12 protein-coding genes and 1 pseudogene are annotated in these 15,667 nt (G+C 60.3%); 6 read left to right on the plus strand and 7 right to left on the minus strand.

Features of this window, described 5'->3' with window-relative positions; all coding sequences use genetic code 11:
• Positions 1-87 precede the first annotated feature (87 nt).
• The 3 genes from XH98_RS14225 (at position 88) to XH98_RS14230 (ending at position 1,670) form a co-directional block, all read left to right on the plus strand.
• Complete coding sequence (locus XH98_RS14225; protein ID WP_271618964.1) at positions 88-837, plus strand: CGNR zinc finger domain-containing protein; 750 nt, start codon at positions 88-90, stop codon at positions 835-837.
• 90 nt (positions 838-927) lie between these two features.
• Positions 928-1,233, plus strand: a complete 306-nt coding sequence (locus XH98_RS40900; protein ID WP_333931930.1) for an ATP-binding protein — start codon at positions 928-930, stop codon at positions 1,231-1,233.
• Between the two features lie 191 nt (positions 1,234-1,424).
• Positions 1,425-1,670, plus strand: a complete 246-nt coding sequence (locus tag XH98_RS14230; protein ID WP_271618965.1) for a hypothetical protein — start codon at positions 1,425-1,427, stop codon at positions 1,668-1,670.
• Between the two features lie 457 nt (positions 1,671-2,127).
• On the opposite strand, the gene XH98_RS14235 is transcribed toward XH98_RS14230, so the two are convergent.
• On the minus strand, positions 2,128-3,855 hold the full coding sequence (locus XH98_RS14235; RefSeq protein ID WP_271618966.1) for an outer membrane protein assembly factor BamB family protein: 1,728 nt from the start codon (positions 3,853-3,855) through the stop codon (positions 2,128-2,130).
• 314 nt (positions 3,856-4,169) lie between these two features.
• Positions 4,170-4,379, minus strand: a complete 210-nt coding sequence (locus tag XH98_RS14240) for a hypothetical protein (RefSeq protein ID WP_271618967.1) — start codon at positions 4,377-4,379, stop codon at positions 4,170-4,172.
• 1,721 nt (positions 4,380-6,100) lie between these two features.
• Between XH98_RS14240 and XH98_RS14245 the strand changes: the two genes are divergently transcribed.
• Entirely contained in the window at positions 6,101-7,135 is a 1,035-nt protein-coding gene (locus XH98_RS14245) for an IS110 family transposase (protein ID WP_271618968.1), read from the plus strand.
• A gap of 527 nt (positions 7,136-7,662) precedes the next feature.
• Here the strand turns inward: XH98_RS14245 and XH98_RS14250 are convergent.
• Positions 7,663-8,696 (minus strand): annotated as a pseudogene (locus tag XH98_RS14250) (IS110 family transposase).
• A 287-nt stretch (positions 8,697-8,983) separates the two neighbouring features.
• On the opposite strand from XH98_RS14250, the gene XH98_RS14255 reads away from it, so the two are divergent.
• Positions 8,984-11,404, plus strand: coding sequence for a molybdopterin-containing oxidoreductase family protein (locus XH98_RS14255; protein WP_271618969.1), 2,421 nt, complete (start codon positions 8,984-8,986; stop codon positions 11,402-11,404).
• A 220-nt stretch (positions 11,405-11,624) separates the two neighbouring features.
• On the opposite strand, the gene XH98_RS14260 is transcribed toward XH98_RS14255, so the two are convergent.
• The 4 genes from XH98_RS14260 to tnpA are packed head-to-tail and all read right to left on the minus strand — an operon-like array spanning position 11,625 to position 14,610.
• Positions 11,625-12,227: a plasmid pRiA4b ORF-3 family protein gene (locus XH98_RS14260; protein WP_271618970.1), complete on the minus strand. Its 603-nt coding sequence runs from the start codon at positions 12,225-12,227 to the stop codon at positions 11,625-11,627.
• Positions 12,224-13,789, minus strand: coding sequence for an IS66 family transposase (gene tnpC, locus XH98_RS14265; protein ID WP_271618971.1), 1,566 nt, complete (start codon positions 13,787-13,789; stop codon positions 12,224-12,226). The genes XH98_RS14260 and tnpC overlap by 4 nt, the downstream gene beginning before the upstream one ends.
• Positions 13,790-13,840: 51 nt before the next feature.
• Complete coding sequence (gene tnpB / locus XH98_RS14270) at positions 13,841-14,185, minus strand: IS66 family insertion sequence element accessory protein TnpB (RefSeq protein WP_271618972.1); 345 nt, start codon at positions 14,183-14,185, stop codon at positions 13,841-13,843.
• A gap of 2 nt (positions 14,186-14,187) precedes the next feature.
• Positions 14,188-14,610 (minus strand): IS66-like element accessory protein TnpA, encoded by a 423-nt coding sequence (gene tnpA / locus XH98_RS14275; RefSeq protein ID WP_271598498.1) that lies wholly within the window; start codon positions 14,608-14,610, stop codon positions 14,188-14,190.
• Positions 14,611-14,913: 303 nt separating this feature from the next.
• On the opposite strand from tnpA, the gene XH98_RS14280 reads away from it, so the two are divergent.
• Positions 14,914-15,645 (plus strand): hypothetical protein, encoded by a 732-nt coding sequence (locus XH98_RS14280; protein WP_271618973.1) that lies wholly within the window; start codon positions 14,914-14,916, stop codon positions 15,643-15,645.
• The last annotated feature ends 22 nt before the right edge of the window (positions 15,646-15,667 follow it).

A 15,667-nucleotide genomic window follows, 5' to 3' on the forward strand; every position in this document is an offset into this window, starting at 1 on the left:
GTAACCTCCAAATGACGTTTTGCAGGTCACAGGCTGTCACGCACCTCGCTTCCAGTCAATCATCGATAGACGGTTACGATTCCCCCCTTGCGCCGCCGCGCGAAAACGCTTGAGATGGAGCGCTTTCGTCGCGCGGTGGATCAGCGCTGGCTCCAACATGCAGTTAGATGGTTACACATGAGCGCCCAAAGTCGGACCAGAACCGCCCTCCTGCCCTCACGTGCCGGCAGCCTCGATCTGGTCGGCGGGGAACTGGCGTGGGATTTCACCAACACGTCGTCGGCGCGCGGCTTGGCAGCCCACCAGGAGCACTTGAGGGATTTCGACACGCTGATGCAGTGGGTCGAGCACGCCCGCGTCATGCCGCCTTCCGACTGCGCCTACATACGTTCCACGCTGTCAAGCCATCCGCGTCGGGCGCGCCGCATCTTCGAACGCGCGATCGAGATTCGCGAGCTGATCTGGACGATCGGCACCGCACTTGCCGAGCAACGTCCGGTCTCGGCCAGACTGCTCGACCTGCTCTCAGCCGCGCACGCTGCGAATCTGCGCCACGCCGAGATGCGGATGCGTGTCGGCAGCTACATCTGGGTCTTTGATCCGCGCCGCGACATCGAAGCGGCGATCCTGGGTCCGATCACGCTGTCGGCCCTGACACTGCTCATGGAAAAGGACCTCCTGCGCACCAGGCGCTGCGCAGGCCAGGAATGCGGCTGGCTATTCTTCGACACTACTAAGAACAACGGCCGCCGCTGGTGCGAAATGCGCGTCTGTGGCAATCGTGCCAAGGTGCGGGCCGCCCGCGACAGGCAGAGACGCACGCCGCGGCAAGATTGATAGAGTTCACAAAGTTTCTGGCTGGACTTGACGCGTTGGCGGGTCATCTTCACGGCACGCTGGTTCTCAACCGATTGGCGCAAACTATGCGTGACCTACCCCAACGGCAGCGTCGAGCCGTTGAACGCGCAATATTGGACCTTCGGCCTCCCGAATACCGGGTCCGGGACTCCTCAAGACAATCCCGGGCGTATCTTTGACCAGGCAAGCGGTCTCGGGATGGGGTTGTCGATCTGCCGCTCCATCGTCGAGGCGCATGGTGGACGGCTCTGGGCAGCACCGAACAAGCCCCGCGGGCTATCTTTCGTATCGTCCTGCGGCCACGCTCGAAAACACTGTAACGCCATGGTCGGCGACAAGACCAGAGCTATCCGGACACGGCGCCAAGCCCCGTGATGAGCCTGAGAACTCCTGGCAGCAGGTCTGCCCCGATCAGCAATATCCGCCATTACGCCCACAGCGCAAATCGTCGAGCGAATAAACCAAAGCATACGACAACTACACCCACCATCTGATGTTTGACGCAAGGGCCTGGCGCTACGGTCATCTAATCGTAGGATTAGCAGAACAATCAAAGGAGTTTCGCTATGAGTATTGTGAGCGCGACCGGATTACTGCGCTTTTTCAACAAGATCGCGGAGTTTTTCTCCAAAGCTGCGAGCGTCCTTCGCGATTTGATCCGGGACGTAAGCGACAGCTACGGCTACCGTCGAGAACAGCACTGCGTGCGTGGGCTAGGTCCGAAATGGCGAGCCAAGTATCAGCGTGTGGATGGTGACGATTCCGCTGTTCTTGAATTCGATTTGGCACGTGCCCGAGCTCGCCGGAGGTGAGGACTGTGCAGGGCGCGCGCGCAATGGTGGTGTCGAGCGATGCACCGTCGCAGCATTCCCCGCAACACTCAAATTAAGCAATAGGCCCAGGGCCAAAACCGACCGCATCATCGCTGTTTCCAATCGAGCGTTCCGAGCCAGACATGTGGTTCGGACGTCAATCATCCCCAAGTGCTGGTGGTTTCACCATCGTTCAATTCAGTGGGATAACGCTGTGATGCCAGACTGTGCGACCGAGATCTCCGGCGACCAATCTGCAGAGGGACCAATGACCGTCTTCGTACGTGAACACCGCCAAACAGGTCGGCGACATCGACCACATCAAGGTTTTCACTACAGTGGATGCCGCGGAAACCTGGTTCGAAGAGAACGACCCCGAGGGCGTCGCTTTTGCTCCTGGCTCTAGTTCAGGTCGATCGTATCAACCCTGCGGGCGATATCGCCCCCTACTTTCCATCTACCGAGAACGCGAGCAGCACGTTGCCCGGCAATGTGCCGTAATTGGTGTAGCCGAATTGACGTAGAGCATGCCGCCGGCAACGACCGCGCCGGGACCAACGAGCGAGCCGCCATGCGCGGCTGCGCCATTGACAGTCATGTAGTCCTGGATTGTGTCGACGTCCCAGATGATCTCACCGGTCTTGGTGACGTAGGCGCGCAGGTGCCCGTCGAGCCCGCCCGAGAAGACTACGCCGGGAATTGCCGTGACCGCGGCCGACTGGGCTGGACTGCAGCCGGGCCTGTCGTTACAGCCCGGATGCGGCGTGTGCCACACGACCTCGCCCGTGGCGAGCTTGAGGGCAAATAGTCCGCCGCCCTGGCGAGGATCCATCTTCAACTCGCCACCCATGATCGTCTTCTGGGCTCCGGGCGTGCCCGGTGCCACGCGTTCAAGGCCGACGTCCGACACTGCGACGTAGACATTCTCGTCATCGACGGCCATGCCCCATTGCACGCCGCCGAGTGTGGAGCCCTGACCTATCCGGCGCTGCCACACTATCGCGCCGCCATGATCGGGATCGAGCGCGTGCACCATGCCCGACTTCTGTCCCGCGATCAGCGCGCGCTTGCCGTCCGCGAGATCGACCAGGATCGCGGATGAGCCGAAGTCGAAATCGGGCCCCTTCTTATCGGGATAGTTCGCGGGATATTGCGAGCTGCACGCGACATTGTAGGCATCGCTCGTAGTCATCTGTCGCGACCATCTGAGCTTTCCGTTCACCAGATCGAACGCCACAAAAGCGTCAGACGTCTCCTGTGCGGGATTCGAATAGCTGTCGCCCGTGGTCGCATAGATCGTATTCGTCTTGATGTCGACCGTTGGCGCGGACCAGATCGCGCCCCCTGATGGCCCGAAAAGCTGCACTCCCATCGAACTGATGCCTTGCGCTTGCGCGGGCGGGGAGATGTAGCTGCGCCATTTCACCTCTCCAGTCGCGGCGTCAAGCGCGACTATCAGCCCGCGAAAGCTGCAGCAGCCATAACGTGGATCGGCCGCCAGCGCCTCTTCGAGCGAGGACACCGGCACATAGAGGATGCCGTCCGCAAGTGTCGGGGCACCGGTGATCATGGCCGCTTGATGCTCCTCGACCCGACGGGTCCACTTCAGCTTCCCGGTCTCGGCGTCGAGCGCATATGCGTTGCCGCGCTGATCGCCGAAATAGGCTGTGACACCGCGCTCGCCCTCGCCGATGGTGATGGCGCTGCGCACCCCAAAGCCTGCGTCGAACACCCAGCGCTGACATCCGGTGCTGGCGTCGAGCGCATAGACCTTGCCGCCGGCGCTCCCGACGAACAGTCGGCCGCCCCAGACCGTTGGCTGCGCAAAGGCCCTGGCGTCACCGGGAAAACCGAAAGCCCATTTCAGCTTGAGGCGCGGGACATCGTCGGCCGCAAGCCGCGCGTTGTCGGCGGGCTGAAAGCGATGCTGGCGGATGTCGACCCCCCAGCCGTTCCAGCGCGGCAGCGCCGCATCGGCGAGTTTGGGTCCATCGTTGCGGCATCTGGAATCGAGCAGTTCAAGCGCAGGTGCCGGCGCGGTGCCCTTCAAATAGCGAGTGATGGCGCCGATCTGATCCTTGCTCAGATCCCGCCCCTGCGCGCTCATGAGCCCGTAGGCGATCTGAAAGCCGATCCGCTGGTCGCTCAGCTGCCGCAGCGCATTCCTGTCGGGCGCCCGCGCCACGCCGCCCTCATGACATGAGGCGCAGCGTTGCTGATAGAGCGCCTGGCCAGACTGAGCCGTTGCCTCCTCTGCCCCGGAGCATGAAATGCCGATCGTGGCGAGAAGCAGTCCAATCGAAAACTGCAACCAGATAAGGCCAACCGCGTGCTCCCCCTATCGACAGCAACTCTTCCATTCAAGCCGGATCACGAACACGGAACACCGGGCGAGCTGAACTCCTTCAACCCCGCTGGCAAATCCGTAGACGCGGCGGAAACGCACGTAAGCTCGTCATACTTCGCCAAGGGCAATTGATGTGCAGAAGGCTTGGTCGTTCAGAGATGAGCACGCGGCAATAGCCAGCTCATGATCTTTTCGTACGGATTGCGATGACTGTGGACGAATGCATTATCGTTCTGCTGCGCGGCGGTCCTGGCGAATTCAGTAATCGCCTCCATAGACTGCCGTTTATCCTTCGGAAGCTTCGCCCATTGACGAATGATCTTCCGGCGGGCTTCGCGTTGCTTTTCCCTTACGTCAGGCATCGGTGCGCTCCTAAAGTGGATTTGCTCCTGCTCTGCCTGTAGTAGCCAACATGAATGCCATGCTCGTGTCCAGAGCGCAGTGAGATCGATCTCCGCGCGCTTTCACCGAAATCAGAGCAGACGTTTGAGCCGCTCGGCTAGCTCGGCGTCGGCCTGGGATGAGCGGCCCGTGTCGCTCCCGGCGCACCGCTACCCCGCGCCCAGCGTCGCTTAACGCTTTTCCGAGCTGCTCGGCGCTCTCACATCGCGCCGCAGCTGATTATATTATGCAGTTGAGGACCCGCGCCGAATCGATTGCACGCAATTGCTGCAATGCGGCAGTCCAGTTCTCGAGCCCGACCGAAGTTCCGGCCGGCCTAAATTCTCGACGCGCAAAGGACAGTGTTACGAACGGTAGTTGTACGGAATCCCCCTTGCAATCAGATACCGATAACGTCGTTACCGCCGGGGCTGGCATTTCATCCCGAAGATTCATTGTAACCGGCAAGGGGTCGCTGAAGGCGACCCCTTTCGATTCGTATTATCCGTGCTCCGCCATTATCTCCAGAAGAACTGGATTAAGGTGATGAATAGAAGCCTCCGCCAACGGTGCGCGAGCTGTGACGCGAAACCGAGACCAACCAGTTTGGAAAGTGGAACAAGCCGTGAAACCATTGCGTGTATTCATTTTTGACACACGTGATCAAAAAGCGTCCGGCGCCGCCGGCGTGAACCGGCATTTCTTCAGGCGAACATACCGTTCCGAAATTGGTGTCATCCGAAGGATTGCATCTTGAGAGCGAACATGGGAAAGCGTGTTGTCCAGCCCCCAAATGCTCCCGGCAGCCGATCCAATTGCGGATCAGGGCGCCGGAGCCCCGCAGCGAAGGTCGCAGGAGCGTAACGAGGCGTATCCTGCGACCGACGCCGCGGCCTTCCGCACGATCGACGCGGCGCGCAAGAGCCAAGCAAAAAAGCGACCCAGATCTAGGCCCCGGAGCCGAAGACAACCTCTCGCTCTGGCCTTCAGAAGCGTCCAGTAATTTTTGCTTTGAAGAAGCCAAGGCAAGAGCGGCTTTCGCGCTCGCTTGCGACAGCTTCGGCATTGCGCCAGAACGGCTAGAAGGCGTCGACAAGTGGATTGCCTAGCAAAAAGGACCTAGACTGACCCGAGGCGATCCGCCGGCTGATAGAGCTGGGACTGAAGGTGAAAAGCAAATGATCAACCTGAAGCACATGGCACTGGGGGAAATGATGGTGAGGACCTTGGTATTCCTTGCAGCGATGTTGCTTTCAGCCACCGCTTTCGCTCAGGGCTCGCCCCCCACAGCCGGCAAGAGACCAGCGCCGGTTCACGTAGCGCCAAAAGCCCCAATGGGCTGCAAGCTTGTAGGAACGGTCAAGGGTACCAAGCTTTGGGCCGGCGATTGCACGGACGGGGCGGAGTTGAGAGGCGCCCCAGCGGCAGAAACCGATCTACCGGGGTCGGCCGCGGGCGCAATCCCGCCGGGTCAAAAACAGTAAGCTTGCCCGCGGCTAAGGGGATCCGGCCCGGCCTCAAACAGTACGTGCAGGCATGCAGCGGGCATCATCGCGACGTGCTGTGAGTGGTGCCGTTCCCTAGATGCGGTAATGGGCCCGGCTCCGGAGCAAGGGGTCATGATGGTGGCTGTCCCCCGATAGATGATGAAACGGGGTCACGACTTGAGTCGGCCCCAAGCATCTGGAGACGGAGGACAGCCGTGGAGAATTATGCCGGGATCGACGTGTCATTGGAACTGTCGAGCGTGTGTGTTGTGGACGCCCAGGGTAAGATCCTGAAGGAAGCGAAGGTCGCAAGCGAACCCGACGCCTTAGTTGAGTTTTTTGAGACGCTCGGCTTTGCAGTGAAGCGGATCGGGCTGGAGGCTCGGCCGCTGTCGCAATGGCTGCATGCAGGCCTGAAAGGTGCAGGATTTGAAACAGTTCTGCTGGAAACGCGGCACGTGAAGGCCGCATTATCTGCAATGACGGTCAAGACGGATCGCAAGGATGCCCGCGGGATCGCCCAGTTGATCCGGATGGGATGGTTTCGGCAGGTACACGCAAAGTCGGTTGATGCGCAAGAGATCCGGGCACTCCTGATCGCACGCAAACAGCTTCTCGGGCGGCTGATCGATGTAGAATTAAGTATCCGAGGGATTTTGCGCGGCTTCGGTCTGAAGGCTGGCCCGGTGACGCGAAGGAATTTCGAAGCGCGGATTCGAGAGTTGGTTGCAGGCCAGGCGACATTGGAGCGCATTGCTGGTGCGATGCTTTCGGCACGATCGGCCCTGAAAGCAGAATACGGAAGACTACACAAGGCTGTGCTGGCAATTGTGCGTGATGATGCAGTCTGCCGCCGGCTTATGACAGTACCAGGCGTTGGTCCCCTGGCGGCCATCACCTACAAATCGGTGATTGATGATCCTCATCGCATTGTAAAGTCAAAGGCAGCAGGCGCGCTGTTCGGGCTCACGCCAAAGAAATATCAATCGGGAGAAAAGGACGTCACGGGCGGAATCACGCTGGCCGGCGATGAGACGGTGCGGACGGCCTTGTATGAAGCCGCCAACGTTCTGCTATCGCGCATCACGCGGTTCTCAAAACTCAAACGCTGGGGGATGGACGTCGCCAAGCGGAGAGGCTCGAAGCGCGCAAAGGTCGCCTTGGCACGCAAGCTCGCAGTGATCCTGCATCGGATCTGGGTCGATGGCACGACTTACCGATGGGCCGAAGCGGGCTCAATCGCAGCATAGAAGACGTGGAGGAGATCAAGAACGCAACCGGGATGAACTGAAGCCCGGTGCCCGAAGTCCCGTCGCCGGGACGGTGGATGCGGTGAAGCCGTTACACGCCCAGTGGCGTCGTCCGACGAACCACGCGTATCTAGATAGGCTCACCGCTCCCTCTGACAGCATGATGTGGCGGCCAGGCGTCGACCACGAACAGAAGCATGAGCTCGGCGGCGTGGCGTTCACTCGGGAGGCTTGACATCATCGGGCCCATTACAGAAGGGTGCGTACTCATCTGTGGACGCCCCGCGAGATGCAAGCGATTTTTGAAGAAGATCGGCACGTAGTCGGATGCTGCCATCTGTCCGGCCTCTGATGGTGCAGCGATGAAGCTGCGGGCCCGTATGGGAGTTCGCAGACCGGAACCAAATCATAAAAGCGTGCTCTAGGCACGATGAGTACGCTTGGTTCTTCCGGCCTCGTCTCGCCGACTGTTGCGCCATACTCTCCTTCGACCGACTACACCTCCGACGACCTCAGGTCCGCCAGGATCACGCCTTGGCTGCGACCGGAGCCCTGTAATTCTCCTGCTTGATAAGTAGCGCCCAGACAATCCGCGCCATCTTGTTGGCGAGTGCGACCGTTACCAGCATGCGTGGTTTGCGAGCCAGCATCTGTTCGAGCCACGAACCCTTTGGCGCACCGCGTTTGCTCGCCTGTTGCACGACCGCGCTGCTACCAACGATGAGAAGGCGCTGAGCGTGCGTTCGCCCATTTTGGATGTTGCACCGAGCTTCTGCTTGCCGCCTGTAGATCTTTGAAGAGGCGTGAGACCGAGCCATGCTGCGAAGTCACGCCCCTTGGCGAAGGTCTCGGCCGGCGGCGCCAGAGCAGCGATCGCGGTGGCGGAGATTGGGCCAATGCCAGGAATGGTCATCAGCCTGCGCGATACCTCGTCTTCGCGAGCGCGTCGCGCGATTTCCTGGTCGAGATCTGCGATCTTGCCATTCAGCTCAGCGAGCAGGTCTAGCATCACTCGTAACATGGGGCGGGCCGCTTCAGGAAGTGAGCTGGCCATAGCGTCCTCTTCGATGAGATCGCTAAGTTTCGCCACGTGCGATGGCCCCTTGGGCGCGATCCAGCCATACTCCGTGAGGTGTCCTCGGATCGCGTTGATGAGCTGGGTTCGTTGCCGCACTAACAGGTCACGGGTTCGAAACACTAGACCCGCAGCCTGTTGCTCTTCACTCTTAACGGCAACGAACCGCATGCTCGGTCGCTGCGCAGCCTCGCAGATCGCCTCGGCATCAATCGCGTCGTTCTTTTGCCGCTTTACAAAGGGCTTTACATAAGCTGGCGGGATCAACCGAACATTATGGCCAAGCTGCGCGAGCTGCCGGGCCCAGTGATGAGCTCCTCCACATGCCTCTAAGGCTACTGTGCAAATTGGCTGGGCCGCAAAGAAATCCAGCAGCTTTACCCGGCTGATCCGTTTGCTGAATAAAGCGCGTCCTTTCCCGTCCGCGCCATGAACGTGGAAAACATGCTTGGCGATATCTAGACCGATTATGCTAACCTCTACCACGGACGCCTCCCTTAAGTGGTGCTCAACACCTCCACTTTGGCACATCGATGCCGTCGGCGGGGCGTCCACCCCATCATAAAATCTGCCGCTGAGAGTAGGCGTACCTGATGTCCGCTTGTCCTCCAACAGCGGCGCGAAAGCGGACGTTGTCGGACTTCCGAGAAGGGCCATGAGCCGACATATTTCGCAATTCGTGTGCTATGCGATACGATGCGGCAGTTTACCGGCATCGGTACGACCATGCCGTCGGGACACGCGAGATTCTATCATTGCGAGGGAGCTTGTGCATGTCAGCGGATTCGCCAAACGTGCGTCAGGTGCAAGGGTATTGCAGTCTTTGTATCGCCCGCTGCGGAACGGTCGCGACGTTGACAGATGGCAAGTTCACACGTCTCGATCCCGATCCGACACACCCCACCGGCGCGGCGATCTGCGCAAAGGGCCGAGCGGCGCCTGAACTGGTCTACCATAAGGACAGGCTGACAAGACCCCTGCGTCGGACCCGGCCGAAAGGTGATTCCGATCCGGGTTGGGAGGAAATCACATGGGATGCGGCGCTCGACCAAATCGCCGCCGCGATGCGTCGCATCGCCGAGGAGCACGGACCAGAAGCGGTAGCCTTTAGCCAATCCTCCGCCTCAACAACTGCTATCGCGGATTCGGCTGTTTATGTCCGGAGACTGATGAACGCATTTGGTACGCCAAATTTAGTATCTGGGCTCGACCTATGCGGTTGGGGACGCGGGTTCGCGACACGCTATGTGTTCGGCGTTGGCACCGTTGCGACGAACCTCGGCGGCGCAATGCCCGACATCGCGGAATCCGGCTGCCTTATCCTGTGGGGCTATAACCCGTCATTTTCACGCATCACTCACGCGACAGCGACCGTTGCGGCCCTGAAGCGCGGAATGAAGCTGATCGTGATCGATCCGCGCAACGTGGGGCTGGCCAACAAGGCCGACGTCTGGTTGCGCGTGCGCCCAGGAACTGACGGAGCGCTCGCATTAGGACTGGCCAACATTATGATCGAGCGAGGTTGGTACGATGATGAATTCGTGCGCGCATGGAGCAACGGACCTCTTTTGGTGCGGTCGGATACCGACAGATTGCTTACGGCAAACGAACTGGCTTCCGGGGGTGGCTCAGGCCAGTTTGTGGCCTGGGATTCATTGGCCAACCGCACCGTAAGCTATGATCCGTCGGCCGGTTGCTACGAGGCGACCTCCGGGCATCTTGCCCTGCGAGGCGAATTCACTGTCGCAACCATCCATGGCGCCGTCAGCTGCCGGCCGGTCTTTGATCGCTACGCAGAGCTATGCAGGAAATATTCGCCCGAAGCGATTGAGCGTACCTGCTGGATTGCACCGGGGCAATTGGAAGAAGCTGCACGCACGATCTGGCACGCCCGTCCGGTCTCTTACTACGCCTGGAGCGGGCACGAACATCACGCCAACAGCACGGAGACGGCGCGGGCGATGGCGATGCTCTATGCGTTGACCGGCAGTTTCGATGTGGCTGGTGGTAACGTCCTGCTGCCAGCCGTGCCTGCCGCCTCTATGACCGGGGAAGACCTGCCTGCGGCAAAGCGCTTGGCTCCCGCAATCGGCTTTGTCGAACGCCCGCTGGGACCGGCGCGCTGGAACAATGTCTCCGCCCGAGACTTTTGCAGCGCTGTCCTGGAGGGTACTCCCTATCCTGTGCGCGGACTGGTTGGGTTCGGCAACAATCTACTGCTCGCTTATGGCGATCCCGCTCGTGGACGGGCCGCCCTGGCAGCGCTCGAATTTTATGCCCATGCCGATCTGTTCATGACGCCGACGGCTGCGCTCGCCGATATTGTACTGCCCGTCGCATCCTGCTTCGAACGCGAGGCTCTCAAAATCGGATTCGATATCAACGCCGACGCGCAATCGCACATTCAACTTCGGCAAGCGATTGTTGATCCGCCCGGTCAGGCGCGTTCCGACACGGATATCATCTTTGACCTTGCCACGCGCCTTGGCCTTGGCGAGCATTTCTGGGACGGCAAAGTCGAAGCCAGTTACCGACAGCAGCTCGGCCCAAGCAGCATCACACTGGAGCAACTTCGTGCGGAGCCGGCCGGGTTGCGGAAACCGCTGACCACGCGATACTGCAAGCACGCCGAACGCAATGCCAAGGGAAACCCACAAGGATTTCCGACGCCTTCGCGAAAAATTGAATTCTGGTCCGAGACGTTTCTCGATCGCGGCTATTCGGCCATGCCGGACTTCGTCGAGCCACCGGTCGGCCCTGCCACTCGCCCTGATCTGACGGCATCCTTCCCTTTGATCCTGACCTGCGCCAAACCCAGTCTGTTTTGTCAGACTCAACATCGTGCCCTGCCGAGCCTGCGCAAGCGTGCATTGCACCCCGAGATCGAACTGAATCCCACGACCGCTGCGGCTCGCGGGATCAAGAACGGAGACTGGGTTGACTTGCGGACCCCTGCAGGCGGAATGCGCGCCAGGGCGCGCTTCAGCGAAGAACTCGATCCGCGTGTCGTCGTCGGCGAGCACGGCTGGTGGCAGGGTTGCGATGAGCTCGGGATCTCAGCGACCGATCCGTTCGATGCAACCGGCACCAATTTCAATCTGACAGTCGACGCTGCGGTCCGCGACCCGGTCAGCGGCACGCCAGCCCATCGATCCAATCTTTGCGAGGTTCAGCTGGTGCGGGAATCTCGTTGAGGCGAGTTTCGGAACGGCGATTCCAACTTAGGCAGAAGACCAGCGACTCGCGGTCGAAGTCCGCTCTGGGGCATTTGCGTCGGTTCAATCCTGCCGCGTTGGCTTCCGGTCGGACCCGATGAGCGGACATCTTCAGTGCTCATCGCAAGGTCTCAAACGGGCCATATGCAGACTCAATCGTAAGCGTAGCTCTGCGGCCCTTTTGAACGGCGCTTGACGGCTATTTTGAGCGCGTGGTGCGTCGCCGAGGCTTCCATATTTCCGACAATGCATTGACGGCGGCCTCGAGCGCCTTCCGGTCGACGACGTTGGGATCGAACTGCTCGGGGCCCCAGAGGCGCATTTGTTCGTGCTCCGGATGGGTGGGGTCGCTGATGGCGTCGAGGTATTCGGCATAGCCTGACGCACCGCCGACATCTTCCGGAGGACAACGGCCGGCGGCGTCGAGCAAGAGGGGAAGTCCCTCCGTTGTCGTGTTGTCGAACCACTTTTCAATCTTGATCACGTGATCCCAGCTGTCGCCGAAGTCGTAGAGATAATGGATAGTCTTGGCGCCGGTCTCTTGAACGATATTGGAGAGCCGCGTCTTGCGGGCATCGATGGGCTGAGGGTCAAAATCTCCATCGGGATCAGGGATACCCCAACGACCGTCGCCGGCCAGGAACTCGAAGAGATGGCTATTCGTCCAGCCAAACGCCGCCTGAAGCGTCAGATGCAGCCGATCAAGGCGCAGGGTGATGGGTACGACAAGACACCGCATCACCTCCGGTTTCACGTCCTTGAGGGTTACCCTGATCCGGACGGCGGTCGTGTTAAGGCTCATGCTGCCAGTCTCGGATCGAGCGCATGCATCGTGTAGGTCGATGCCCAGGGAAGCAGTTCGTCCAGTCGCGCCGCAGGCCAGCCATTAACGAGCTTCGCGAGGACATCGGAGAACCAATGCTCGGCGCTGACGCTATTGAGCTTACAGGTCTCGATTAACGAAGCTAGTACAGCCCAACTCTCGGCACCCTCGTCGCAGCCGGCAAAAAGGGAGTTCTTGGCGTTAAGCTTGATCGGCCGCATCGCACGCTCGACCGCGTTGGTATCCATCTCGATGCGACCGTCATCAAGGTAGAGCGTCAGGCCGTCCCAATGACGCAGCGCGTAACGCAAGGCCTTTGCCGTGTCGCTCTTCTGTGCAAGGTGATCAAGCTTGGCCTCAAACCACTGCTTCAAGGCTGTAGCCAGAGGTCTGGCATGCACCTGCCTGCCAGCACGGCGCTCCGCATCCGATCGGCCGCGGAGCGCTTTCTCGACCGCGTAAAGCTGGGCGATGCGCTCAAGAGCCTCGCGGGCAACCGGAGCTGGCGCCGGAGCCGCCTCGCGCTCGATCTTCACAAACTGCCGCCGCAGATGCGACCAGCAGAAGGCGAGCGTCCCGGACAGGGCGTCCGCACGCGTCTCTCGGGTCATGGTCTTGTAGGCCTGATAGCCATCGCAGTGGATGATGCCGCGATAGCCCTCAAGCAGCCGCAAGCCATGAACGGCGCCGCGGCCCGGTGCATAGGCATAGACCACCCCAGGCGGATCAGGCCCGGCCCAGGGCCTGTCATCGCGCGATAGCGCCCAGAAGTAGCCGGTTTTCGTCCTGCCGCGACCCGGATCCAACACAGGCGCCGGCGTCTCATCGACACAGAGCTTCGAGGAGGCGAGCAGAAGCTGGCGCAGCCGATGCCACAAGGGCTTCAATTCCTGGGCGGCATAGCCAACCCAGAAGGCGAGCGTGGAACGGTCGATGCCGATACCGTGCGTCGCCAGCATCTGCGCCTGGCGGTAAAGCGGCAGATGCCAATGATACTTCGCGTCGATCACATGAGCGACCAGCCGCTCGGTGGGCAATCCACCCCTGATCAGTCGCTCGGGAGCAGCGTGCTGGAGGACGACGCCATGACAGGCGCGGCAGGCGAGCTTGGGCCGGCGAGTGACGATGACGCGATACTGCGCCGGAACGACGTCGAGCCTCTGGCTCTCATCGTGACCGATCTCAAAGAGATCGCCCTTACAACACGGACAACAGCTCTCAGCCGGCATTAGGGTTTCGACGATGCGTGGCAAATGCTCCGGGAGCTGACCACGATTGGCCCGGCGTGCGGCAGTTCTCTTCTCGCAAATTCCGAGATTGGCGCGATCCTCGGCTGCTTCGAGAGCTGCGACGGCCTCTTCGATGTCCTCCAGAACAAGCTGTAGCTGATCAGCGTCCAGCTTTTCCGAGGACCGGCCAAACTGCGCATCCTTTGCAAGCTTGAGCAACCGCTCGAGCCTGGCGCAGCGATCCAGCAGAGCCGCGGCAAAGACACGCAACTCGGCTGGATCGCTTGGCAGCTCATTGGGCAAATCACTCATTGGCCCGAGCTTGCCATGCTTCGCGCCGTGATGCAGCGAAGATTTGTATTTTTACGCAAGCGCTTTCGGCTGCGGGATTCGAGGCGCGTGCATGCGTGTCCAATCCATGCCGGCCAGAAGCGCTGACAACTGGGCGGCATTCATCCGCATCACGCCGGCTACGATGGGTGGCCATTTGAAGCCGCTGCCATCGAGCCGCTTCCAGTACATCGCAAGGCCGGTGCCATCCCAGACGACAATCTTCACTCGATCGGGGCGCTTCGCACGGAAGACCACCGCTACGCCCTTCATCGGGTCATGGCCCAGCGTCTCTTTCGCCAACAGCGCCAAGCCCTCCGCACCCTTCCTGAAGTCCACAGGTTGCGTCGCCACGTAAATCATGAGGCTCGCGGGCATTGTCAGCATGAACGTGTCCGTCGGAGCGCTAGGAACACATCACTCAGCACAGCAAGGCCAGGCGTCCCGCGCACCTCTACGCGCGCCCCTTGGAACTCGACCGTCACAACGGCGGCTTCCGGCGACCCGGAGGGTTCTACGGTCGCCGGCAACGCGGATTCCGATACCACCGGCACGAACGACAGCGTGTCCGCCGACGCCGGCAACACCAACTGGCCCAACCGCGCACGGCGCCGCCAGTCATGCACCTGCTGGGGCCGGCAGCCATGACGACGGGCGACATCCGTGACAACCGCACCCGGCTCGAGGCTTTCGGCGGCAATCTGCGCCTTCAAATCGTCCGGCCAGCGCTTGCGACCTGCACCAGCATACACTTCGATACGTGGTGACAACGGTCGTCTTATGTCGTCAGAATGGTCGTCCATTATGAGCACCCTTCCAGAAGATGACTCTTCTAGCGGTGCTCTCAAGACTCCGCACAAACAATCCAAAGGGCCTCGGCGCTACGCTTACAATCAATCATTGCGCCGGTCAGTGCGACTGAAACATTCCTAACTAACTGTAAAAGATAAGCCGCCAAAGGCACGGTCGGGATAGTCGCTCATGCAACCTGTCCGTGCTAGTCATTAAGAATGCATATTCGAGGAACAAATCAGAAGTCGCGAAATAGCGGCGCGACGGTTGGACAAGGCGCTGCTAGGTCAGCTATTTCGTGGGAGCCGAGACGAGTGTTGCGCCTAGCGGCCGTCCTCGCGATGGCTTTAGCCCTTTTAGGCTGCTCCAAGAGCTACCGATACAAGCTTACGCTTGCGGTCAATACGCCGGACGGTGTCAAACGCGCATCGAGCGTTGGGGAGGTTTCCTTTCAGGAGGCCTTCTTTCCCGAGCGCGGCACCTTTAGCCATCTGCGCGGCGAGGCCTTGTACCTCGATCTCGGCTCAGGCGCGAAGCCTTTGATCGCGTTGCTGACAAATCGAATTCGCGGGTACTACGGTTGGAGCAGAAGTGCAGGGCCGCGGCTAGAACTCTTAAGCGATCTATATAACGTCGTCCCGTCCGCTGACTACATGGATACGGTGTCCAAAATCGCTAAGCAACGGGGGCCGCACAAAATCGAGCCCAATCAACTACCAGACGTTATCACTTTCGCAGACGTTAACGACCCGAGGAGCGTCATACTAGTCGATCCAGATAACCTGCGAGCGACGCTTGGGCCGAACTTCACTTGGAATGAAATCACGGTTGAGGTCACAGACGAGCCGGTCAGCACGGGCATTGAGCAGAAGTTGCCGTGGATACCCTATTATGTTTGTGGGGAGCTCGACGGCGATCATGGCCGCCGTGCAGCAACGCTCGCCAGTAGATTGACCACGGCCGACTTCAGGCTTGGGACGTCGAGTGAAAAGTCCGCCAACTCATGCTACCCGGGTCCGCGAGAATGGCAACAGCGCCTGCGATAGCAAGTCCTCGAAAGTCTGCTTG

Origin of the sequence: Bradyrhizobium sp. CCBAU 51745 (assembly GCF_028128715.1) — a bacterium.
Classification (GTDB): Bacteria; Pseudomonadota; Alphaproteobacteria; order Rhizobiales; family Xanthobacteraceae; genus Bradyrhizobium; species Bradyrhizobium manausense.

Bases quoted from the DNA above. Each gene is read 5' to 3' on its own strand.
- XH98_RS14230 (WP_271618965.1), top strand. From the start codon at position 1,425: ATGAGTATTGTGAGCGCGACCGGATTACTGCGCTTTTTCAACAAGATC.
- XH98_RS14240 (WP_271618967.1), bottom strand. From the start codon at position 4,379: ATGCCTGACGTAAGGGAAAAGCAACGCGAAGCCCGCCGGAAGATCATT.
- XH98_RS14255 (WP_271618969.1), top strand. From the start codon at position 8,984: ATGTCAGCGGATTCGCCAAACGTGCGTCAGGTGCAAGGGTATTGCAGT.
- XH98_RS14260 (WP_271618970.1), bottom strand. From the start codon at position 12,227: ATGAGCCTTAACACGACCGCCGTCCGGATCAGGGTAACCCTCAAGGAC.
- tnpC (WP_271618971.1), bottom strand. From the start codon at position 13,789: ATGAGTGATTTGCCCAATGAGCTGCCAAGCGATCCAGCCGAGTTGCGT.
- tnpB (WP_271618972.1), bottom strand. From the start codon at position 14,185: ATGCCCGCGAGCCTCATGATTTACGTGGCGACGCAACCTGTGGACTTC.
- tnpA (WP_271598498.1), bottom strand. From the start codon at position 14,610: ATGGACGACCATTCTGACGACATAAGACGACCGTTGTCACCACGTATC.